Origin of the sequence: Nocardia niwae NBRC 108934 = DSM 45340 (assembly GCF_001613465.1) — a bacterium.
Lineage (GTDB): Bacteria > Actinomycetota > Actinomycetes > Mycobacteriales > Mycobacteriaceae > Nocardia > Nocardia niwae.
The window spans coordinates 332,036-351,529 of the sequence record NZ_BDCK01000016.1 but is presented as its reverse complement, the minus strand read 5'-3'; the positions used below and the strand labels follow the sequence as shown (position 1 = coordinate 351,529).

At 68.1% G+C, this 19,494-nt stretch carries 20 protein-coding genes and 2 pseudogenes; 8 read left to right on the top strand and 14 right to left on the bottom strand.

Annotated features, from left to right (window positions below; genetic code table 11):
- Window positions 1–31 precede the first annotated feature (31 nt).
- Window positions 32–931 carry a cutinase family protein gene (locus NNI01S_RS08825; RefSeq protein WP_063019478.1) on the top strand — a complete coding sequence of 300 codons (900 nt, stop codon included), beginning with the start codon at window positions 32–34 and terminating at the stop codon, window positions 929–931.
- 67 nt (window positions 932–998) lie between these two features.
- Here the strand turns inward: NNI01S_RS08825 and NNI01S_RS08820 are convergent, their stop codons facing one another.
- Both NNI01S_RS08820 and NNI01S_RS08815 read right to left on the bottom strand, forming a co-directional pair.
- Window positions 999–1,313 carry a hypothetical protein gene (locus NNI01S_RS08820; RefSeq protein ID WP_063019331.1) on the bottom strand — a complete coding sequence of 105 codons (315 nt, stop codon included), beginning with the start codon at window positions 1,311–1,313 and terminating at the stop codon, window positions 999–1,001.
- A 113-nt stretch (window positions 1,314–1,426) separates the two neighbouring features.
- On the bottom strand, window positions 1,427–2,041 hold the full coding sequence (locus tag NNI01S_RS08815; RefSeq protein WP_063019476.1) for a histidine phosphatase family protein: 615 nt from the start codon (window positions 2,039–2,041) through the stop codon (window positions 1,427–1,429).
- Window positions 2,042–2,281: 240 nt separating this feature from the next.
- On the opposite strand from NNI01S_RS08815, the pseudogene NNI01S_RS36660 reads away from it, so the two are divergent.
- Together NNI01S_RS36660 and NNI01S_RS08810 are read left to right on the top strand one after the other, a co-directional pair.
- A pseudogene (locus NNI01S_RS36660) lies at window positions 2,282–2,530 on the top strand (NHL domain-containing protein); the annotation flags it as partial.
- A gap of 67 nt (window positions 2,531–2,597) precedes the next feature.
- Window positions 2,598–3,038 carry a hypothetical protein gene (locus tag NNI01S_RS08810; RefSeq protein WP_063019329.1) on the top strand — a complete coding sequence of 147 codons (441 nt, stop codon included), beginning with the start codon at window positions 2,598–2,600 and terminating at the stop codon, window positions 3,036–3,038.
- A gap of 354 nt (window positions 3,039–3,392) precedes the next feature.
- Here the strand turns inward: NNI01S_RS08810 and NNI01S_RS08805 are convergent, their stop codons facing one another.
- Together NNI01S_RS08805 and lysX are read right to left on the bottom strand one after the other, a co-directional pair.
- Window positions 3,393–3,605 carry a hypothetical protein gene (locus NNI01S_RS08805; protein ID WP_063019327.1) on the bottom strand — a complete coding sequence of 71 codons (213 nt, stop codon included), beginning with the start codon at window positions 3,603–3,605 and terminating at the stop codon, window positions 3,393–3,395.
- 100 nt (window positions 3,606–3,705) lie between these two features.
- Complete coding sequence (gene lysX, locus NNI01S_RS08800; RefSeq protein WP_063019325.1) at window positions 3,706–7,029, bottom strand: bifunctional lysylphosphatidylglycerol synthetase/lysine--tRNA ligase LysX; 3,324 nt, start codon at window positions 7,027–7,029, stop codon at window positions 3,706–3,708.
- 302 nt (window positions 7,030–7,331) lie between these two features.
- Here lysX and NNI01S_RS08795 point away from each other — a divergent pair, with 302 nt between their 5' ends.
- A complete protein-coding gene (locus tag NNI01S_RS08795) occupies window positions 7,332–7,550 on the top strand; it encodes an RNA-binding S4 domain-containing protein (RefSeq protein WP_039794186.1) in 219 nt (72 codons plus the stop codon).
- 43 nt (window positions 7,551–7,593) lie between these two features.
- Here the strand turns inward: NNI01S_RS08795 and rraA are convergent, their stop codons facing one another.
- The 9 genes from rraA to NNI01S_RS08750 form a co-directional block, all read right to left on the bottom strand.
- A complete protein-coding gene (gene rraA / locus NNI01S_RS08790; RefSeq protein WP_063019474.1) occupies window positions 7,594–8,082 on the bottom strand; it encodes a ribonuclease E activity regulator RraA in 489 nt (162 codons plus the stop codon).
- Between the two features lie 138 nt (window positions 8,083–8,220).
- A complete protein-coding gene (locus tag NNI01S_RS08785; RefSeq protein WP_063019322.1) occupies window positions 8,221–8,586 on the bottom strand; it encodes a DUF5313 family protein in 366 nt (121 codons plus the stop codon).
- A 50-nt stretch (window positions 8,587–8,636) separates the two neighbouring features.
- A complete protein-coding gene (locus tag NNI01S_RS08780; protein ID WP_157114660.1) occupies window positions 8,637–9,011 on the bottom strand; it encodes a DUF5313 family protein in 375 nt (124 codons plus the stop codon).
- 81 nt (window positions 9,012–9,092) lie between these two features.
- The gene (locus NNI01S_RS08775; protein ID WP_063019318.1) at window positions 9,093–9,548 is read right to left on the bottom strand and encodes an SRPBCC family protein; all 456 of its coding nucleotides are present in this window, start codon (window positions 9,546–9,548) and stop codon (window positions 9,093–9,095) included.
- A gap of 33 nt (window positions 9,549–9,581) precedes the next feature.
- Complete coding sequence (locus tag NNI01S_RS08770; RefSeq protein WP_063019472.1) at window positions 9,582–10,490, bottom strand: CopD family protein; 909 nt, start codon at window positions 10,488–10,490, stop codon at window positions 9,582–9,584.
- A 50-nt stretch (window positions 10,491–10,540) separates the two neighbouring features.
- The gene (locus tag NNI01S_RS08765; protein WP_063019316.1) at window positions 10,541–11,080 is read right to left on the bottom strand and encodes a copper resistance CopC family protein; all 540 of its coding nucleotides are present in this window, start codon (window positions 11,078–11,080) and stop codon (window positions 10,541–10,543) included.
- Window positions 11,077–11,733 carry a YcnI family copper-binding membrane protein gene (locus NNI01S_RS08760; RefSeq protein WP_063019314.1) on the bottom strand — a complete coding sequence of 219 codons (657 nt, stop codon included), beginning with the start codon at window positions 11,731–11,733 and terminating at the stop codon, window positions 11,077–11,079. Before NNI01S_RS08760 ends, NNI01S_RS08765 begins: the two co-directional genes overlap by 4 nt.
- 40 nt (window positions 11,734–11,773) lie before the next feature.
- Window positions 11,774–12,304, bottom strand: a complete 531-nt coding sequence (locus tag NNI01S_RS08755; RefSeq protein WP_063019312.1) for a hypothetical protein — start codon at window positions 12,302–12,304, stop codon at window positions 11,774–11,776.
- Window positions 12,305–12,318: 14 nt separating this feature from the next.
- Window positions 12,319–12,978 (bottom strand): DUF6474 family protein, encoded by a 660-nt coding sequence (locus NNI01S_RS08750; RefSeq protein ID WP_063019310.1) that lies wholly within the window; start codon window positions 12,976–12,978, stop codon window positions 12,319–12,321.
- A gap of 512 nt (window positions 12,979–13,490) precedes the next feature.
- On the opposite strand from NNI01S_RS08750, the gene NNI01S_RS08745 reads away from it, so the two are divergent.
- The 3 genes from NNI01S_RS08745 to NNI01S_RS08735 all read left to right on the top strand — a co-directional run bounded on the left by NNI01S_RS08745 (window position 13,491) and on the right by NNI01S_RS08735 (window position 18,149).
- On the top strand, window positions 13,491–15,173 hold the full coding sequence (locus tag NNI01S_RS08745; protein WP_245676041.1) for a TM0106 family RecB-like putative nuclease: 1,683 nt from the start codon (window positions 13,491–13,493) through the stop codon (window positions 15,171–15,173).
- A gap of 26 nt (window positions 15,174–15,199) precedes the next feature.
- Entirely contained in the window at window positions 15,200–17,158 is a 1,959-nt protein-coding gene (gene htpG, locus NNI01S_RS08740; RefSeq protein ID WP_063019308.1) for a molecular chaperone HtpG, read from the top strand.
- A gap of 172 nt (window positions 17,159–17,330) precedes the next feature.
- Window positions 17,331–18,149 (top strand): class I SAM-dependent methyltransferase, encoded by an 819-nt coding sequence (locus tag NNI01S_RS08735; RefSeq protein WP_063019306.1) that lies wholly within the window; start codon window positions 17,331–17,333, stop codon window positions 18,147–18,149.
- Window positions 18,150–18,210: 61 nt separating this feature from the next.
- Here the strand turns inward: NNI01S_RS08735 and NNI01S_RS08730 are convergent, their stop codons facing one another.
- Entirely contained in the window at window positions 18,211–18,978 is a 768-nt protein-coding gene (locus NNI01S_RS08730) for an SDR family NAD(P)-dependent oxidoreductase (protein ID WP_063019304.1), read from the bottom strand.
- On the opposite strand from NNI01S_RS08730, the pseudogene NNI01S_RS36480 reads away from it, so the two are divergent.
- Window positions 18,953–19,393: pseudogene (locus tag NNI01S_RS36480) on the top strand (TetR/AcrR family transcriptional regulator); the annotation flags it as partial. The gene NNI01S_RS08730 and the pseudogene NNI01S_RS36480 overlap by 26 nt on opposite strands.
- Window positions 19,394–19,494: the final 101 nt, after the last annotated feature.

Below are 19,494 nucleotides of genomic sequence, written 5' to 3'. Positions count from 1 at the left end.
GAAGTTCGACGAGGGCGAGGTTTGGAGCGGTATGCAGTGGAAGAAGGTCGTCGCGGCTCTGGGCGCGTCCGCGACCGTGATGTCCGGCTTGGTTTTCGGCAGTGGGTCGGCGAGCGCCGCTCCCGGTTGCCCGAGCTTGTACGTGGTGGCGATCCCGGGCACCTGGGAGACCGGACGGGACAAAACCCCGCAACCCGGCATGCTGGCCGGCGTCACTCGGGGTCTCCCGTCCTCCACGGAGGTCGATTACGTGACCTATGCCGCGACCGCCTTCCCTTGGGAGGGTGAGGTTTACGGCAACTCCAAGAAGGAGGCGGTCGACAACGCACGCGGTCTGATCGCGAACATGGCGCAGCAGTGCGGCGCGACCAAGATCGCGCTGGTCGGCTACAGCCAGGGCGCGGACGCCGCCGGTGATCTGGCCGCCGAGATCGGCACCGGCCTCAGCGTCGTGCCCGCCGATCGCGTCGCCGGCGTCGGTCTGATCTCCGATCCGCGCCGTTCGCCCACCGACACCCAGGTCGGCCCGGTCGCTCCCGGTGCGGGCGCGGGCGGCCCCCGGGTCGGCGGCTTCGGCTGGGTCAGCGATCGCACCCGCACCATCTGCGCGCTCGACGACCTCTACTGCGCGACCGCGACCGAGGACTTCGTCACGCGATTCGCCGGGTTCCTCGCGCAGGCGTCGGACGCCAACCCCGCCAACATGTGGCGCTACCAGATCGAGGCGGGCAACATCATCGGCGACCTGATGAGCTCGGGTGGTGTCCCGACGCTGCAGGCGCAGCTGACCGACTCGGCCAACCAGCAGCGGGCCAAGGACCTGGAGCGCTTCTACAAGTCGCAGGCGCACACCCTGTACGGCAGTTACCCCGTGGGTGGCGGTCAGACCGCCATCTCCTGGATGCACAACTGGATCGCGGGCATGGCCTGAGCCTGATCGAAACCACAGGGCCCGCCTCCGAACTCGGAGGTGGGCCCTTTTCGATGTGGACCGCCGGCTAGCTCGAGCCGGTCGGCGGCAGGAACTGCTGGAACTGCTGCGGCGGACCACCCCGCCACGGGCCGTCGCCCGGGTGGCCGTCGGGACCACGGCGCGGGCCGTCGTGCCGTTCATGGTGTTCGAAATGGCGGGGCCGGCCATCGATGTCGGCGCCCTGCTGCGGTGCGTCCGCCAGCTGTACCTGACCCTGGTCGGCCGGGGTCTCGGCGGATGCGTTCGCAGCGAGGACCGCGAGCGGGACGGCGATCAGCGCGCCGGCCACGGTGACCCGGACCAGACGCCGCAGCGGCGTAGCGGTTTTGGAGAGCGACACGGAATTCCTTTCTCTCGAACCGTGAACCACTGTCGGGAGCGGCTCACCAGTCCTATCGAAGATTCCGTCACTGGCATACCGGTGCGACCGGCCTGGCAATCGGCTGTGAATGATCAGCGCGGAGCGATATTGCGGGGCAACAAATCCCAGACGTGTCCGTTCTCGTTGACGGTGGCCGCCGTTCGGCGACCGGTGCGGGAGAACAGGATCCTGGTGATCGAGCAGTAGTCGATAGGGAAGGTCAACGGCCTTTCCAGCTCGAGAACCTCTTGCAGCAGCACATTGATCACACCCCCGTGTGCGAATACGACCACGGTGTCCGCCGGATCGGTGGCCGCGACGATATCGGAGACGGCGGCGTACACCCTGGTCTTGAACGCCGCCCCGTCCACCTGCACCGGAAGATGCCCGGCCTTGATGCGGTCATAGGCGTCGCGGAATTCGACCTTGGCATCCTCGATGGGGATATAGGCGGGCAGATCGCGATCGTATTCGGCGAGCCCATCGATGACATCGACGCCGAGACCCAGCTTCGCAGCGGTCGGCGCCGCCGTTTCCCTGGCCCGGCGCTGCGGGCTGCTCACCACACGCGAGATCTGGTGATGACCGAGCGCCGCGGGCACCCGCTCGGCCTGCTCCAGCCCCACCGGGGCCAACTCCGGGTCGGCGGGCCCACCCGAACTCAGCATCCGAACCGGCTGGGCATGGCGAACGAGAATCAACTGCACGCACCCACTCTGCCGGATGCCCGTTACCCACTCCATCCGGCCCCATCGACCCTACGTCCGGCTCATCAGGGGTGACCTACTCGAGGTTCTCGGGGTGGATAACCCTTCGTAGGCGCAACCGCGTCACCACAGGGTCAGACCGGGTATTTGTCGGGAACTTCTTGTCTGTGGGGTGATTCCGGGTTTGGGGGTATTTCCTGCGTGAGGGCACCACGAAGCGGTGCCCTCACAGCACTTGTGATGCACCGTCGTTATCCGGAACTCGACAAGAGGGAGGATTCCAAGAACACAGCAGCTATCGCTTTCGGTCTCATCACCACGGTGGCCGGTACCGGCACCGAGGGCTACAACGGCGACAACCGGCCCGCCATCGACGCCGAACTCAAGCAACCGTGCAGTGTGGCGGTGGACGGGGTGGGCAACCTCTACATTGCCGACACCGGCAACAAGCGGGTGCGCAGGGTCGATCCAGCCGGGGTCATCACCACGGTGGCGGGTACCGGCACCGGGGGCTACAACGGCGGCCGTCAACGCCGAACTGCACTACCCGTTCGGTGTGGCGTTGGACGGGGCGGGCAACCTCTACATCGCCGAAATCCTCAACCATCGGGCGCGGCGGGTGGAGGCTGTCGTCTTCTCGGTTGTTCAGGATGCCCCGGATCCGGTGGTGATGACGGCAGGGGTGACCACGCAGCTGGCGTTCACGGTGTCGGCGAACATTACGGTTGCCGCCGGCCAGACCATCACCCTGGGTTTCCCTTCGGGGGTGGGTTTGGCGCCTGGCGGTATCGTCCGTTATAGCTGCCCCAACACCGGAATCGATACTCCGCTGCCGGTCACGGTCGGCCCCGACGGGGCGGTGAGCGTCACCGCGCCGGAGATCACCGCCTCGACGGCATGCTTCTACACCGCCGACGTCCAGGCATCGACGATCCCCGAGGACACCGTCTCCATCGGCGGCACCACCCAGCCGATCCACTTCCGCATCAACCTGTAGAAAATCCGGCGCAGTCAGGGCCTGCCCGAGGGTCGGGGGAGGTTCCGCATCCAATAACCTCACCCCGACAGCGGAGTCGACCGAAGCTCCTGCTCACTCGCCAGCGGTTACAACCGCACGGGGTCTACGAACTGGATATGGACATCGATCTCGACAGGTCGATCAGCTGGCGAGACGGTCGGTGCGGCTCGGTTCGGGCGAATCACTCCGCTGAACCAGGCCCGCCCGGGTGGCGTGGTCCGCGAACCGCTGGGGATGCCGACTCGGCCCGCCGAGCGCGTTTCAGCACACAGCGGCGATGGGGCGAAATGACGGCCCGGTTCGTATCGAGCGAGCCGGGCCGTCAGTGTCTGCCTAGTTGTTCTTCCTGCGCTTCGCCAGCAAGTAGATGCCGCCGATGATCAGAGCGACGACCAGCAGGCAGCAGATCGCACCGATGATCAGGCCGCCGCCGCCCCTGCTCTTCTTCTTCTTGGCGGCCAATTCCAGCGCGGAGTTCCACGTGTCGGGGCTGGCCCATACGGTGTGGTCCAGCAGACTGGCGTTGGTCAGCAGGTCAAGGTACATGTCCGAACCCCTTTGGTGTCGCGGCCTCCTCCCGGAGCCGAATCTCCAAGGGTAGCGGGCCGATTCGCTCGATGCGTACCCTTCCAGGCCGAAGGCCCGGTCAGCGCGGTTTCACCAAGGGGAAAGGCAATGTCTCGCGAATGCTGCGGCCGGTGATCAGCATGACGATCCGGTCCACGCCCATGCCCAGTCCGCCGGTCGGCGGCATCGCGTGCTCGAGCGCCTGCAGGAAGTCCTCGTCGAGTTCCATCGCCTCCGGGTCGCCGTTGGCCGCGAGCAGCGACTGCTCGGTGAGCCTGCGGCGCTGCTCCACCGGATCGGTGAGTTCGCTGTAGGCGGTACCGAGTTCGACGCCCCAGGCGACCAGGTCCCAGCGCTCGGTGACGCCGGGAATGCGGCGGTGCTGCCTGGTCAGCGGGGATACCGAAGTCGGGAAGTCGATGTAGAACGTCGGCTCCTCGGTGCGGGATTCGACCAGATGCTCGTACATCTCCAGCACCACCTGGCCGGCGTCCCATCCGTGCTGATAGGGCACACCGGCCTTCTCGCACAGTTCGCGCAGCTCCTCGACTGCGGTCCGGGAGGTGATCTCGGCGCCGATCGCCTCCGACACCGCGCCGTGCACCGTTTGCACCCGCCAGTCGCCGGAGATGTCCACCTCCTCGAAGGTGCCGTCGCCGTTGGGCCGCAGGGCGACCATGGCGCCGTTGGCCGCGATCGCGGCATTCTGGATCAGCCTCCGGCACGTGTGCATCATCCGCTCGTAGTCGCTGTGCGCCTCGTAGGCCTCCAGGATGGTGAACTCGGGGTTGTGACTGAAATCGACGCCCTCGTTGCGGAAGGTCCGCCCGATCTCGAACACCTTCTCCATACCGCCGACGCACAGCCGCTTCAGATACAGCTCGGGCGCGATCCGCAGGTACAGGTCGAGGTCGTAGGCGTTGATATGGGTGACGAACGGCGTGGCGTTGGCGCCGCCGTGCACCTGCTGCAGGATCGGCGTCTCCACTTCCAGGAAACCCAGCGAGTTCAGCGAGTCCCGCAGCGACCGCACCACCGCGCTTCGCTTGGCCAGCACCTCGCGGATCTCGGTGTTGATCGCCATGTCGACATAGCGCTGCCGCACCCTGGCCTCGGGATCGGCCAGTCCTTTCCACTTGTCCGGCAACGGGTGCAGGCACTTGCCGAGCATCCGCCAGTCCGCCGCCAGCAGCGAGAGCTCACCGCGCCTGCTCGCCCCGATCTGCCCGCTCACCTCGATCAGATCACCGAGATCGAAGAACTCGCCGAACTCGGCGCTGCGCGCGGTGCCGACCCGGTCGCGGTCGATGACCAGCTGGATGTCGTCGGTCCAGTCGCGGACCACCGCGAAGATCACGCCGCCGTAGTCGCGGATGCGCAGCAGCCTGCCGCAGACCCGCACCGTGGTTCCCCGGGGGGAACGCCGCGCGTCGGCGACGGTGTGCGTCGGGGGATAGGCGACCGGGTAGGGATCGATCCCGGCATCGGTCAAGCGCGCCAGTTTGTCCATGCGCACGCGGACCTGTTCCGGCCTGCGTGGCAGCTGCTCCTCGGCCTCGGCCTCGGTGATGTCCGGCGGGCTGCCGTCGGCGTGCAGGCCGGTCACGGTGGCGGGCACCGCGACATGCTCGCCGGTGTGGATGGCGGTGTCGGGCTCCTTGCCGAACCGGGGCAGGAATCCCTCCGCCAGCGCGCTGGCCACCGCGACGCGCGGAAGCTGCCTGCGCTCTTCGAACAGGAAGAAGCGGGGCACCCAGTGCGGCTGGTACTTCACATTCGACCGATACAGCGCCTCGAGCTGCCACCAGCGGGAGAAGAACAGCAGCACGCCGCGCCACAAGCGCAGCACGGGACCGGCCCCGATCCGCCCGCCTTCCTCGAACACCGAGCGGAACACCGCGAAATTGAGCGACACCTTGGTGATGCCGTACTGCTCGGAGTTCAGCGCGAGCTGCGAGATCATCAGCTCCATCACGCCGTTGGGCCCGCCCGGATCACGGCGCATCAGCTCCAGCGAAGCGCCCGTGCGGCCCCACGGCACCAGCGACAACATGCCGAGCACCCGATCCTGCGGGTTGACGGCCTCGACCAGCAAGCAGTCGCCGTCCAGCGAATCGCCCAGGCGGCCCAGCGCCATGGAGAAGCCGCGCTCGGTCTCGGTGTCGCGCCAGGCATCGGCGCGGGCGATGATCCGGGCGAACTCGTCGGCGGGGATGTCGCGGTGCCTGCGGATGCGGACCGCCACGCCGTGTTTGCGCAGCCGGTTCGCGGCCTGACGCACCGGCTTCATCTCGGGTCCCGCCAGCGAGAAGTTCCTGGTGTCCAGGATGGCCTCGTCGCCGAGGCGCAGCGCGGACAGGCCCGCGCGCCGGTACGCCGTCGCGCCGAGTTCGCTCGCGCCCATCACCGCCGGAGCCCACCCGAAACGATCGGCCAGGCGCAGCCAGGCATCGATCGCCTGGGGCCAGGCCTCGCGGATGCCGACCGGGTCACCACTGGCCAGGCACACGCCCAGCTCCACGCGATAGGTCACCGCGGCCTTGCCGCTGGGCGCGAAAACGACCGCCTTGTCCCGGCGGGTGGCGAAGTATCCGAGCGAATCCTCCACGTCCGAGCGCTCCAGCAAACCGCGCAGGGCCGACTCGTCGGTGCCGGTCATCGCGTTCGCCGCGCGCTGCGAGCGCAGCAGGATGACTACCGCGGCCAGCAGGGCGACCGCGCCGAACAGGCCGAGCAGGAAGTTGACGAACGGCGGCGGATGCCCGTCGAAGTGCTCGTTGTCCGCCAGCACCGCGGCGGTCACGCGATAGACCGCCCAGCCCGGTCGCTGCACGCCCGGCGGGAGGCTCCCGGGGAACAGTTCCACCAGGCCCCATCCGAGCAGCGCGCCGATGGCCAGGCCGCCGGCCAGCACGCCGAGCGCCTTCCATCCGGCGCCGCTGCGGACTTTGGTGTAGAACTCCTGCCAAGCCGCTATGAGCACGCCGATCGTGGCCAGGTGCAGCACCATCGCCACCAGCGCGTGGATACTGCCCCGATCGGCGAAGGTGACGCCGTTGACCACCGCGTAGATCGCGAGATAGCCGACCAGCAACCACCAGGCGATCCGTTTTCGGCTGGCGATCGCGCCTGCCATAAGCCCGACGACCAGCGCCCACATCAGGTTCGTGTCGGGCGCGTCGAAGTAATAGGTATCGATATAGCGGCGCGGCACCTGGGTCAGGAAACGCAGTCCGGGCGAGAGGCTCCAGAGGAAGCACAGCACCGCGAATACACCGAGCGTCAATCCCGCGATATGCGGCACTTCCGAAAGTCGTCCGTGACCCCGGTGGGGAACCGGCGGAGTCGGTTTATCCGCGCGTGGTGCGGTATCGAGGTGTTGCTGGGCTTGCGTGGAGGTCACGGAACCAGTGTGTACGTGAGTGTGTCGGATTTGCCAAGCCTGCGGGGCGCGTGTTTGTGCGGTGTCTGCGCGGGCGGTACTTCATCGGGAGGAGTTTGCCGCAGGTCGGAGCGTGCGATGAACATTCATGATTCCGCGCCGACCGCGCGACGGGCGCAGGGAATCGGAGCGAATTCGATACACGCGGTCGCAGCGGGTCGGAATTCCGGGCGATGCCCGACCGCGGTTCGAGTTGCCCGAAGATCGCTCGGCATGTGGGGCGGTGTTCGGCGAGTTGGGATGGGGGAGTAAGTATTTACCCCATGTCGGAACCAGTCGAAGTACCGATCGATGACGACGTTATTCGGCTCGGCCAGTTTCTGAAGCTGGCCAACCTGATCGACTCGGGTTCGGAGGCGAAGACGGTGATCGCCGCCGGATTGGTGCGGGTGAACGACGAGGTGGAACTGCGGCGCGGGCGGCAACTGCACATCGGCGACGTGGTCGCGCTCGCCGGGCACAAGGCGATCGTGTCCGCGTGACGGCCGACGGCGGCCGGCGTGGTCCGGATGCCGCCGAACCGACTCAGTCCTCGGCGCGCACCACGACGCCGTCGTGGTCGCTGTAGAGCATGTCGCCGGGCACGAACGTCACCCCGCCGAATTCCACCGGTACATCGCGGTCACCACTGCCGGTCTGCGTGCTCTTGCGCGGATTGGTGCCCAGCGCCTTGATGCCGATGTCCAGGGTGCGCAGGATGGCGGAGTCGCGAACCGCGCCGTTGACGACGACGCCTGCCCACCCGTTCTCCACGCCGCGCCCGGCGATGATGTCGCCGACCAGGGCGGTGTGCACGCTCGCGCCGCCGTCGACAACCAGCACCTTGCCCTCGCCCGGCTCACCGAGCGTCTGCTTGACCAGCAGATTGTCCTGGAAGCAGCGGATGGTGGTGATGCGTCCGGAGAACGCCGTCCGCCCGCCGAACTGGATGAACTGCGTGTCGCAGCTGCGAATCTCCGGGCCGATCTCGTCGGCCAGGTCGGCGGTGGCGGTTACATTCTGCGATTCGGTCACGGTGTTATTTTCCAGCGCCTGCGGCGCCGGGTGTTCGCGGCCCCCCTCGAGCTGGGGTGTTCGCGCAGCATCGCTCTGTTCGTGGGCGTCCGTAACCGGCGCGCGTGGTCGGTCCACGCGCGTGTGCGAAGGGCCGCGTTATCGGTGGCCGTAGCGCAGTTCGTACAGGTCGCGGTCGTGTTCGGTGCACTTGCCGTGGTCGAGCAATTCGGCGTTCAGGCCGTGCTGGACCAAGCGGAAGCGGCGCCACACGTAGCTGAGGGCGACCGTGAAGACGACCAGCGGGACGATCATCATCACGATCAAGCCGATCTTCAGGGGCATCGGGCCGGGGAACAGCAGCACCAAGGCGAAGAACGGGATGATCGGCCCGAGAAAGCGGACGAGATAGCGTTCCATGGCCCCGTGCCCGACGAGGTCGTGGATGACCCACTCGTGCAGCTCCTCGGGGAGCTCGCGGCCCAGATCGTAGGCGACGCGCTGCCGAAACGTGGGGGTGTTCATACCACAAGGCTATTCCTGTGGTATAAGTCACCGCTAGCTTCCGGCGTGGCTCACCCGCGTCCGTGTCTGCGCTCGTAGTCGACCCGCTCGCGCTCGTCCCGGCGGCGGGCGTCGGCGTCCGCGAGCGCGGGATCGAGACCATGTTTGATCAGCCGATGGCGCCGGTAGACGTACAGCAGCGCCACGGTGAAGTAGATCAGCGGAATGTACAGCAGCGCCATCATCGCCAGACCCATCCACAACGGGCCGGGCAGCAGCAGGAAAAGCATGAGTACCGGAAGCACGGGCACCAGGAATCGCAGCAGATAGCGCCGCGTGGCGCCGGGTCCGACCAGATCCTCCCGCACCCAATCGGACATCGATTCCGGCAGGGTGCGGCCGAAGATATAGCCGACCCGCTGTCCGAACGAGGGTGTAGCGCTCACGCTTCCAGCATCCCGACCCCGCCGCCCCCGGCGCAACCGAGTCCGCCCCCGGCGCAACCGCGTCCGCCGCCTCGCGGCCGATCAAACACGGCCGGCGTGGAACGCGGCGATCTGGGTTACCAAGTTGTGCGTCGTGTGCTGCACGGCGATCTTCACGAACGGTTCGATGGTCTTACCGAGGGCTCGTCCCGCCAGACCGCCTGGCACTCGGAAGTCCACGATCGCGTCGACGGTGCACAAGTCGCCGCCCTTGGCGTGGAACAGGAACGTGGACTCGACGTCGAAACCTTTGATCGACTCGACGCCGATCGCGAAGTTCTGCTCCCATCGGATCACCCGGATCCGCGACTTCAGCGAGGCGGGCCCGAGCTTTATGTGCCCGTCGAATGTGGCGCCGACCCCTTCTGTCTGCTCGCCGACCGGGGTGAAGGACTGGATGCCGTGCAGGAACCGCGACAGGTTCCGGTAGTCGTTCACATACGCGAACGCGGACTCGGCCGAGGCCACGCAATCCTCGACGATCTTCACTTCGGTCATGCGCAGACAGTAACCGGGGCGCGGAGATCCGGCTCAGGCTGTCACCGCCAGGGTGGCGGCGAGGCCGAAGGCGAGCGCCATCACGATCACCTCGGCTACCGCGCGGCGCAGCGAGTCGTTCGCGTCCATCCGGTGGTCGGCCGCCTTCGGCACCCAGCTGCGCCGCCACCACCAGCCGAGAGCGAGCAACGCGAGCAATACCACGGTCTTGGCCAGCAGGATCCGGCCGTAGCCGGTGCTGACGAACGGAGCCACCCCTCCGACCCGGACCAGCCCGTTGAGCAGCCCCGTCACCGCCACGACCGCCACCAAGGGCAGCGCCACCGCCGAATACCTCGGCAGCACCACCGCCCACTCGCCGCGGGTCCGCACGACCAGCGCCAGCGCGATCAGCAACCCGAACCAGGCGCCCGCCGCGAGGGCGTGCACCGCGGCGAGCACCGATCCGAACGCCTGCTGCGACATGTGCCCGGTGATCGGCCGCAACGCCAGCGCGACCGCCGCGAACACCAGCACCAGGTCGGCGGAGGCGGACCCGGGCCGCCGGAAGGCGAGCGCCGACCCGCAGGCCACCGTGGCGACGCCGACCAGGATCGCGATCCCCACCTGCCCGCCGCTGACGTCGACCAGGTAGGTGCCGAACTCGTCCGCGCCCAGTTGGCGCACCGGCACGCCGACCACCTCGGCTGCTTCGAAGATCAGCACGGCGAACTCGGCCACCGCCCAGACTCCGGCGAGCGCCGCGAGCAGCCGCCACGGTGTCGTCAACCGCGGCGTCACTCGGGGCAGCGCCGCCAATCCGAGCGCGGTCGCCCCGACGCCGTCGGCCACCATCCGGACCACGGCCTCGCCGGGCAGCGGGACCGGCAGGATCAGGACCCAGGCGAGTGCGACGCCGAGCAACCCGGCCGGGAGGGCCAGGAGCAGCGCAGGCCAGGGCATGCGGCCGGGGGCGCGTCGCGCGCCACCCCGGCCGCCGGTCTTCACGTCGCTCACCGCTTCTGGTCGCGGCTCCTGCCGCCGAACAACGCGAACGCTAGTCCGCCACCGAACAGCACGACCGCCCCCGCGACGAACACCCACAGCGGAATTCCGTCGGAACCGTCGGAACTGTCGTGAGCCCGGGCATTCGGTTTCGGTCCCGGCGTGCCGTTGCCCGGCTTGCTGAGCGTGAAGTGCCGTTTGCCGCTGACGGGGTGACCGTCGGCCGAGGTCACCCGATAGGCGATGGTGTATTCGCCGACCGGGCCCAGCTCGCCCAAGACGACGCTGACCGTATTGCCTTCGACCACGGGATCACCCTTGGACCAGAGATTGCCGTCCGGTCCGACGACGGTGAGCGACGGGAAGCTGGGCTGCAGTGCCTCGTTGAACGTCACGCTGGCGCGCTCCGGCCCGGCGTCCACCGTGGCGTTGTCGTCCGGGACGCTTCCGGTGGCCGCGGAGTGCGCGGCGGCGACACCGGTGGCGGCGATGCCGAATCCGAGCAGGAACAGGCCCGCGACGAGGGCGGCGAGGAGTCGGCGGCTCATGCGCGACGTCCGCGGATGACGTTGCCGAGGCCGAGCGCGACACCGAGCAGTCCGAGCGCGAGACCGATCCCGCCGAGCCAGCGGGCTGTCTCGTCCTCGTGATCGGAGTCCTCGTCCGCGGCTTCGCTGCTCACTTTGTGCCCGTCCGAATGCTCGCTCCCGGCGGCCAGGGTGACCGACGGGGCCGGATGTTCGGGTTCGTCGCCGTCCTTCTCGACCGGCTGGTCCCAGCTGACCACCTTGCCGTCGGAGTAGGTCTGCTTGGCGGGAAAGCTCACCGAATCCTGCGCGGGCAGGGGCCCGACGGATACCGCGAAGCGCTGGAACTGACCGGGCGGGATTCCCGGCGCGCCCGGGTCCGCGGTCCAGGTGATCCCGGTGACCTCTTTCTTGTCGTTGCGTTCGACCTTGGCCGACCATCCGGGAATCGGCTCGGTCCGAGCCGATTTCAGGTTGGGCAGGGTGACGGTGAGCGCTGTGGTGCTCGCGGTGTCCGATTCGGTGGGCACCCGGAAAGTGGCGACGGCGTATCCGCCTTGTGTCGCGCCGGGAGCGTCCACCGTGACGTGGGCCGCGGCGGTGCCGCCGGCGAGCAGGACGAGTGCCGTTGTGGTGACCGTCGTTCCGACGGCGCGCGAAAGGGAGCTGTGCATGCTGAAGCCTCCTGTGCGAAGGGAAGGGTGTACCGGGCGATCAGACCGACACCGGCGGCGCACGCGGGCCGAGCGCACCGAGTGGAGCACAGCGATAGGGGGGAAGGCCGGAATCCGGCCAGAGCGGCGCGCTGACGATCCGCGCCCGCCGCGGCGGCGCGAATATCGCGCGTAGTGCGCCGGAGGCAGCGGCGTAGAGCCGCTCGGTGAGCAGGATCAGCGCCGCGCAGCCGATCGTCGCGACGGTGTGCGCGAGCACCATCCATCCCGTCGGCAGCGGAGAAGACAGTGCGCTGGAGCCGGTTTCGGCGTGATCGTGGCCGAGCAGAACCGACAGGGCGGCGTGGCTGAGCAGTTGACCGGCGCCGAGCAACCCGGCGACGACGGACGGGTGCGCCCGCACGGTTCCCGCGGCCGAACCGACTCCGGCGGCGATCAGCAGCAGTAGCGTGAGCTCGGTGGAGCCGGGCGCTCCTCCACCCGCCGCACCGTGTGCTGCCACCGCCATCGCGCCTACCAGCACGCCGACCAGGCCACCACGCAGCCGGCCGGTGATCGGGTGCTGGGACATCGGGACGCGGACGCTCAGCGCACGCCGAGCCGGGCCAGGATGTCGGACTCGATGCCGGACAGCTCGTGGGAGATCGACGCGTGCACCGAACGGCGGCGGTTGGCCGGCATCTGATCGGAGGTGTGCACGGCGGCCGTCAGGCTGCCGAGGCGGTCCTTGGTGGCGGTGACGAACTTCTGCGTCTCGCCTTTGTCCTTGCCGTTCTGTGCGCCGCCGTTCTGTGCGCCGATCTTCGCCAGCGCCGCTTCGGCATTCGTGATGCGCGCCTGCAGCTTGGCGCCGTGGCCGCTGAAGTCGCCGAGCTGGTCGATGCCGACGCCGAGTTGCTGCGCGCGGCGGGTGTCCAACTGCCCGCGCAGAAAGGTGGCGCCGCGGTAGGCGAGCGGTGCGAGCACCGGGATGAGCACCCGCGCCACGCCGAGGTACTTCTTCACCTGGCTCGCGCTGAACGGATCCCGTTCGGCCTTGGCGGCCACCTTCAGCGCCGCCTTCTCCTCCGCCTGGAACGCCGCGATCTGCGCCTTGGCCACCTTGCGCTGGGTGCGGGCCTCGGCGCGACGTGCCTTACGGTCGTTCTTCGCGGCGAGCCTGGCCTCGATCGCGGCCTTGTGCTTGAGGGCTTTCGCCTCGGCCCTGCGGCTCGGCCGCCGCTTGCGCTTCGTGAACAACCCCATCGAAGGCCCTCCGTCATGCTGGTTCGCCATGGCAGTACGACGCCGGGGAAGCCCGTCCGCCCATGTCACACGCTTTGCCGATACCCTATCGGGTCCCCTGTGTCAGCTGCGAGGGTAGTGCGGGTGTGGCCCCCGCCCTCCGCACTGGGCGCTCGCCATCACCACGCAACCGATTTCCGTCCCGAGCGAGCCGGCCGGATATCTCGTGCCCCCCCGTCCTGCCCTGCTCTGGATGCGGCGATCACCGCCCGACGCAACCACCCACCTCAACTCCCGGTTTCGAGCGAAGCGAGACCGAGCATCCGCCGTTCGCGGCCCGGCTCGCGTTCGAGCGGCCGCCGTGTACGCGACGAAGGAGCAAGCGGCGGTAGCTCGAAGGCGAGCCATGAGGGGCCGCGAACACCCAGCGCCGCAGGCGCTGGAATTCAACACTGTCGGGGGTAGGGACCATACTGCTTAGCGTGGATTCGGACATCGGTGACCGGGATGGTCGCAAGCGCAACGGAACGGCCGTGGATCGGGCCACCGACGTGCCGACCGCCTTCATCGATGCCAGGGCGTTGATCGGCTGCCGCCATCGGCTGCGTCTGGACGCCACGTACCCCGACGCACTGGCGGGGATTTCCGAGGACGCGGGCGTACGCCAGCGCCGGGACGCCGCCGCCGCGCACCGCCTCCGGGTGCGCGACGCGCTGGTCGGCGCCGACCCGGACGCCTGGGTGGTGATCGACCCGGGCCTACGCGCCGCCGAGCGCGCCGAAGCCACCATGCGCGCGTGCGAAGCAGGCACGCGGCACATCTGGGGCGGCTTGCTACCGCAGGAGCCGGACACCGGGAGGCGCGGGGGCTCGGAGATCCTGCTGCGCGACGCCGACCGCGGCGGGTACATCCCGGTCATCGTGGTGAACCACAAGGTGACCGACCCGCGGCAACCCGAACCGGCCGATTTCCACCCCACCACCTCCGATCCCTATCACTGGAATCCGCAACCGGATCCGCACCGCAAGCTGCGTCCGCAGCCCCGCGACCAGCAGCGGCTCGCCCATCTGCACCGGATGCTGCAACGTCACGGTCTGGCCAGCCCCGCGCTGCTGGGCGGTGTCATCGGCTTCGACTTCGATCGCATCCTGGTCCACGATCTGGCTCCGCTGCTGGCCGACTACGACCGCCGCTACGCCGATCGGATCGCGGTGGTGCGCGGCGAGCTGCCGACCATCCCCTCGAAGGTGCCCGAATGCAGGCAGTGCCCATGGTGGACGCGGGGGATCGATGGCCCGAGCTGCGAGGGCTGGTTGATCGAGCACCGCGACGTCAGCCTGGTGGCGCCCGGTTCGCGCGCCGAGGTGCTGCGCAGGCACGACATCGAGACGATCGATGAGCTCGCCGCCTGGGCGGGGGAGGAGCCCGAGGACTGGCAGCACGGCCCGTTCGACGAGGCCGTGGTCACGGCGCGGGCATGGATCGCAGGCGCGCCGGTGGTGCGGCGCGTCGAACGTGTGCGGGTGCGGCGGGCGGACGTGGAGGTCGACGTCGATCTGGAGAGCTTCCAGGAGTACGGCGCGTACCTGTGGGGGACGTTGCTGAATGGTGTCTACCGCCCGTTCGTCACCTGGGATCCGTTGCCCACCGAGGACGAGGGCCGCTCCTTCGGTGAGTTCTGGTCCTGGCTGATGACGGTGCGCGCCGAGGCGGCCGCGGCGGGCAAGACGTTTGCCGCGTACTGCTATTCACGCACCGCCGAGGACAAGTGGCTGTACGAATCGGCGCGCCGGTTCGCGGGCCGCCCCGGTGTGCCGACGGTGGAGCAGGTGCGCGCGTTCGTGGACGGGCCGCAATGGGTGGACATGTTCCAGGCCGTCTCCGACCAGTTCATCTGCCCGAACGGCAAGGGGCTGAAGAAGATCGCGCCGGTGGCCGGGTTCTCGTGGCGTGATCCCGAGGCGGGCGGCGAGGCGTCGATGAGCTGGTATCGGCTCGCGGTCGGTTACGACGGCGCCGCGCCGGATCAGACCCAGCGCACCCGGTTGCTGGAGTACAACGAGGACGACGTCCGGGCCACCCAGGTGCTGCGTGAGTGGATGACGACCCGCGCCGACGCGGAGGTTCCCGGCATCGCCGACTTCCGGCCGGCTACCGATCCGCGATCGGCCGAGGCCGTTCCGGGTTACGCGGTGGTGCCTCCTTCGGCTCGGTAGTCCGGACGCGGCGGTACCATCGCGTCGTGACAGAGCACGTCGAACAACTCGAGTTCCAGGCAGAGACCCATCAGCTGCTCGAGCTGATGATCCATTCCGTCTACTCCAACAAGGACACCTTCCTGCGGGAGCTGATCTCGAATTCCTCCGACGCGCTGGACAAGCTGCGGCTGGAGTCCTTCCGGGACAAGGATCTGCACGTCGACACCTCCGATCTGCACATCGAGCTGGAGGTCGACAAGGACAACCGGATCCTGACCGTGCGGGACAACGGCGTCGGCATGTCGCGCGCCGAGGTCGTCGACCTGATCGGCACCCTCGCGAAGTCCGGCACCGCCGAGCTGCGCAAGAAGCTGAACGAGGCCAAGTCCGAGGCGGCGGCGGAGGAACTGATCGGCCAATTCGGCATCGGTTTCTACTCGACTTTCATGGTGGCCGACAAGGTCACCCTGACCACCCGGCGGGCGGGGGAGACCACCGGCACCCGGTGGGAGTCGAGCGCGGGCAGCTCCACCTACACGATCGAAGAACTCGACGAGGCCCCGCAGGGCACGTCGGTCGCGCTGCAGCTGAAGCCGGTGGACGAGGAGGATCACCTCTTCGATTACACGCTGGAATGGAAGCTGCGGGAGATCGTCAAGAAGTACTCCGACTTCATCGCGTGGCCGATCCGCATGCAGGTGGAGCGGACCGTCACCGAGGGCGAGGGTGAGGACGCCAAGGAGACGACCATCCTCGAGGACCAGACGCTCAACTCGATGAAGGCGCTGTGGACGCGCCCGAAGAGCGAGGTCTCCGACGAGGAGTACAAGGAGTTCTACAAGCACGTCAGCCACGGCTGGGACGATCCGCTGGAGATCATCCCGTTGAAGGCCGAGGGCACCTTCGAATACCAGGCGCTGCTGTTCATCCCCTCGCACGCGCCGTTCGACCTGTTCACCCGTGAGCACAAGCGCGGCGTGCAGCTCTACGTGAAGCGGGTGTTCATCATGGACAACTGCGAGGAGCTCATGCCGGAGTACCTGCGCTTCGTCAAGGGTGTGGTGGACGCGCAGGATCTGTCGCTCAACGTCTCGCGGGAGATCCTGCAGCAGGATCGCCAGATCCAGATGATCCGCAAGCGCTTGGTGCGCAAGGTGCTGTCCACGGTGAAGGATCTGCAGGGCGCCGAGGATCAGACCAGCTACCAGACGTTCTGGAAGGAGTTCGGCCGCGTTCTGAAGGAGGGCCTGCTCTCGGACTTCGACAACCGCGAGACGATCCTGCAGGTGTCCTCGTTCGCCTCGACGCACTCCGAGACCGAGCTGACCACGCTGGCCCAGTATGTGGAGCGGATGCCCGAGGGGCAGGACACGATCTACTACATGACCGGCGAGACCCGTCAGCAGGTCGAGAGCTCCCCGCACTTGGAGGCGTTCAAGGCCAAGGGCCGCGAGGTGCTGATCCTGACCGACCCGGTCGACGAGATGTGGGTCGGTTCGGTGCCGGAATTCGACGGCAAGGCGTTCCAGTCCATCGCCAAGGGCGAGGTCGATCTGGAAACCGAGGAGGAGAAGAAGGCCTCCGAGGCGCTGCGCGAACAGCAGGACAAGGACTTCGCCGATGTCCTGCAGTGGCTGGGTAAGACGTTGGAGCAGAGCGTCAAGGAGGTGCGCCTGACCAACCGGCTCACCACCTCCCCGGCCTGCCTGGTCGGTGATGTCTTCGACTTCACGCCGATGCTCGAGCGGATGTACCGGGCCTCCGGCCAGGCGCTGCCGGAGACCAAGCGGATCCTGGAACTCAACCCGGCCCACCCGCTGGTCACCGGCCTGCGCGACGCGTACGCCGCCAAGCGGGAGGAGGCCGACGCTGGCACGGCGACCGAGTTGTCGGAGACCGCCGAGCTGCTGTTCGGCACGGCGGTGCTCGCCGAGGGCGGTGAACTGAAGGATCCGGCGCACTTCGCCCACATCCTCACCGATCGGCTCACCCGCACGCTGTGAACCCGTTCGCGACCGGAGGACCACGCCGTGTCCTCCGGTCGCGGCTTGCGGTCGTTGATGTTTGGGCCATTTCCCGGTTACGGTGGCCGTCTAGGTGGCATATTCGCAGAACTGGGGAGTTCGCCCCCGGGTGGCGCGGTTAGATGTGGATGTCTGAAAGGATCGTCACAACATGTCCGCAAACCCGCTTGCCGTCGCCGAGCCATGGGATCTCGTCGCCGACGGATACGCCGAGTTCGCACCTGCCATCATGCAGCCGTTCGCGGCGCGGGCACTCGAGTTCGCGTCGTTGTCGCGCGCGTCGCGGATCGTGGACGTCGCGGCGGGGCCGGGCACGCTGAGTCTGCTGGCAGCGCGCAGCGTGGCGCAGATCGATGCCATCGATTTCGCGGAGTCGATGATCGCGCGCCTGGCGAAGGACGCAGCCGCCGCCGGGCTGACGAATATTCAGGCGCGGGTGGGCGACGGCCAGGAGCTGCCGTACGAATCCGACCGGTTCGACGCGGGGTTCTCCATGTTCGGCCTGATGTTCTTTCCTGATCGCGGTCGTGGGTTCGCCGAACTGTTCCGCGTGCTGCGGCCGGGCGGCACCGCGGTGGTGTCGAGTTGGGCGCCGATCGCGGATTCGCCGCTGATGCGGATGATGTTCGGCGCCTTGACCGCGGCCGACCCGAACATCCAGGAGCCGCAACCGAACTTCCTGAGTCTGGAGAATCCCGAGGTCTTCGAATCGGAGATGCGCGGCGCGGGCTTCGAAGCGGTATCCATCCAGCGGCATTCGATCGCGCTGACCTTCGCCGACCACGAGGAGATGTGGGAGACCATGGTGCGCAGCAGCGCTCCGCTGGAACTCATGCGCCACAGTGTGAGCGCGGAGGAATGGGCGCGCCGCGCAGCCGTCATGAAGACTTTCCTCGCTGAGAAGTACCGGCCGAACTGCCCATTGTCCACCACGGCGTACCTCGGCATCGGTCACAAGCCGCAGGGGTGAGAGACGACAGCGCGCGACCCTCCGAGGAAGAGCCGCGCGCTGGCGGGACAACCGAGCGGTACTACCGCGGCGCCATCCGCAGTGCGCCGTCCATACGGATCGTCTCGCCGTTCAGGTAGTCGTGCTCGACGATGTACTGCGACAGCTGCGCGTACTCGTCCGGGCGGCCGAGGCGGGACGGGAAGGGCACACCCGCCTCGAGGCCCTTGCGGTACTCCTCGGTGACGCCGGCCAGCATCGGGGTGTCGATGATGCCGGGGGCGATGGTGTTCACCCGGATGCCGAACTGAGCCAGGTCACGCGCGGCCGGAACGGTCATGCCGTGCACGCCGCCCTTGGACGCGGAGTAGGCGATCTGACCGATCTGGCCCTCGAACGCGGCGACCGAGGCGGTGTTGATGATCACGCCGCGCTGGCCGTACTCGTCCACGGCGTCGGTCTTGGCGATCGCGTCGGCGGCCAGCCGCATGACGTTGAAGGTGCCGAGCAGGTTCACCGTGATGACCGTGCGGAACAGCTCCAGGTCGTGCGGGCCGTTCTTGGACAGGATGCGGCCTGCCCAGCCGACACCGGCGCAGTTGACCACGATGCGCAGCGGCGCGCCGGACTCGGCGACCTGCGCGACGGCCGCGCTGACTTCGTCATTGCTGGTGACATCGGCGGGAATGAGGGTGACCCCGGCGGGCACGTTGTCGCCGGCGCGCTCGATCGACTGCGGTACATCGAGTCCGAAGACGGTGGCGCCGAGTTCGGCGAAACGCTTGGCGGTGGCGGCGCCGAGGCCCGATGCGCCTCCGGTGACAATGGCGGCGGAACCCGAAATCTCCACGATGGTCCTCTCGTTTGTGACAGCCAGTTGGCCTTTCGTCAATTGCACCCTAACCGGTGCTCGGCGCGCGGCCCTGCACGGCTCCCGCGACTTGTTACCGATCGGTGTTCCCGGCGCGCACCCTGTCCGGCAGGGCGGCAGAACCGACCACGCAGAATGGAACAGCCCAGTCAGCTCTACCGAACACCGGAGTCTCCGTATGACCGAATCGGCCCTCAGCGCACGCCTGCCCCGAGGCAGGCACGGCCTGCCGCGGGAGCAGGTGATCGCCTCGCAGCGTGAGCGGATCCTCGTCGCGACGGCGGAGGCCATGGCCGAGAACGGTTACATCGGAACATCTGTCGCGGCGATCCTCAAGCGGGCGGGCGTGTCGCGGGAAACGTTCTACGAGCAGTTCCGTTCCAAAGAGGACTGTTTCGAGGCGGCCTATCAGCGCGCGGTGCAGCTGCTGCTGGACCGGATCGCCGAGGCCACCGAGCAGGACGAGGTCTCGCCCGCACCGGGCGACGGCGACGC

Excerpts from the sequence above, each read along its gene's own strand:
- NNI01S_RS08825 (WP_063019478.1), top strand. The coding sequence starts at position 32 with ATGCAGTGGAAGAAGGTCGTCGCGGCTCTGGGCGCGTCCGCGACCGTG.
- NNI01S_RS08805 (WP_063019327.1), bottom strand. The coding sequence starts at position 3,605 with ATGTACCTTGACCTGCTGACCAACGCCAGTCTGCTGGACCACACCGTA.
- NNI01S_RS08795 (WP_039794186.1), top strand. The coding sequence starts at position 7,332 with ATGTCGGAACCAGTCGAAGTACCGATCGATGACGACGTTATTCGGCTC.
- NNI01S_RS08785 (WP_063019322.1), bottom strand. The coding sequence starts at position 8,586 with ATGAACACCCCCACGTTTCGGCAGCGCGTCGCCTACGATCTGGGCCGC.
- NNI01S_RS08775 (WP_063019318.1), bottom strand. The coding sequence starts at position 9,548 with ATGACCGAAGTGAAGATCGTCGAGGATTGCGTGGCCTCGGCCGAGTCC.
- NNI01S_RS08770 (WP_063019472.1), bottom strand. The coding sequence starts at position 10,490 with ATGCCCTGGCCTGCGCTGCTCCTGGCCCTCCCGGCCGGGTTGCTCGGC.
- NNI01S_RS08765 (WP_063019316.1), bottom strand. The coding sequence starts at position 11,080 with ATGAGCCGCCGACTCCTCGCCGCCCTCGTCGCGGGCCTGTTCCTGCTC.
- NNI01S_RS08760 (WP_063019314.1), bottom strand. The coding sequence starts at position 11,733 with ATGCACAGCTCCCTTTCGCGCGCCGTCGGAACGACGGTCACCACAACG.
- NNI01S_RS08755 (WP_063019312.1), bottom strand. The coding sequence starts at position 12,304 with ATGTCCCAGCACCCGATCACCGGCCGGCTGCGTGGTGGCCTGGTCGGC.
- NNI01S_RS08750 (WP_063019310.1), bottom strand. The coding sequence starts at position 12,978 with ATGGGGTTGTTCACGAAGCGCAAGCGGCGGCCGAGCCGCAGGGCCGAG.
- NNI01S_RS08735 (WP_063019306.1), top strand. The coding sequence starts at position 17,331 with ATGTCCGCAAACCCGCTTGCCGTCGCCGAGCCATGGGATCTCGTCGCC.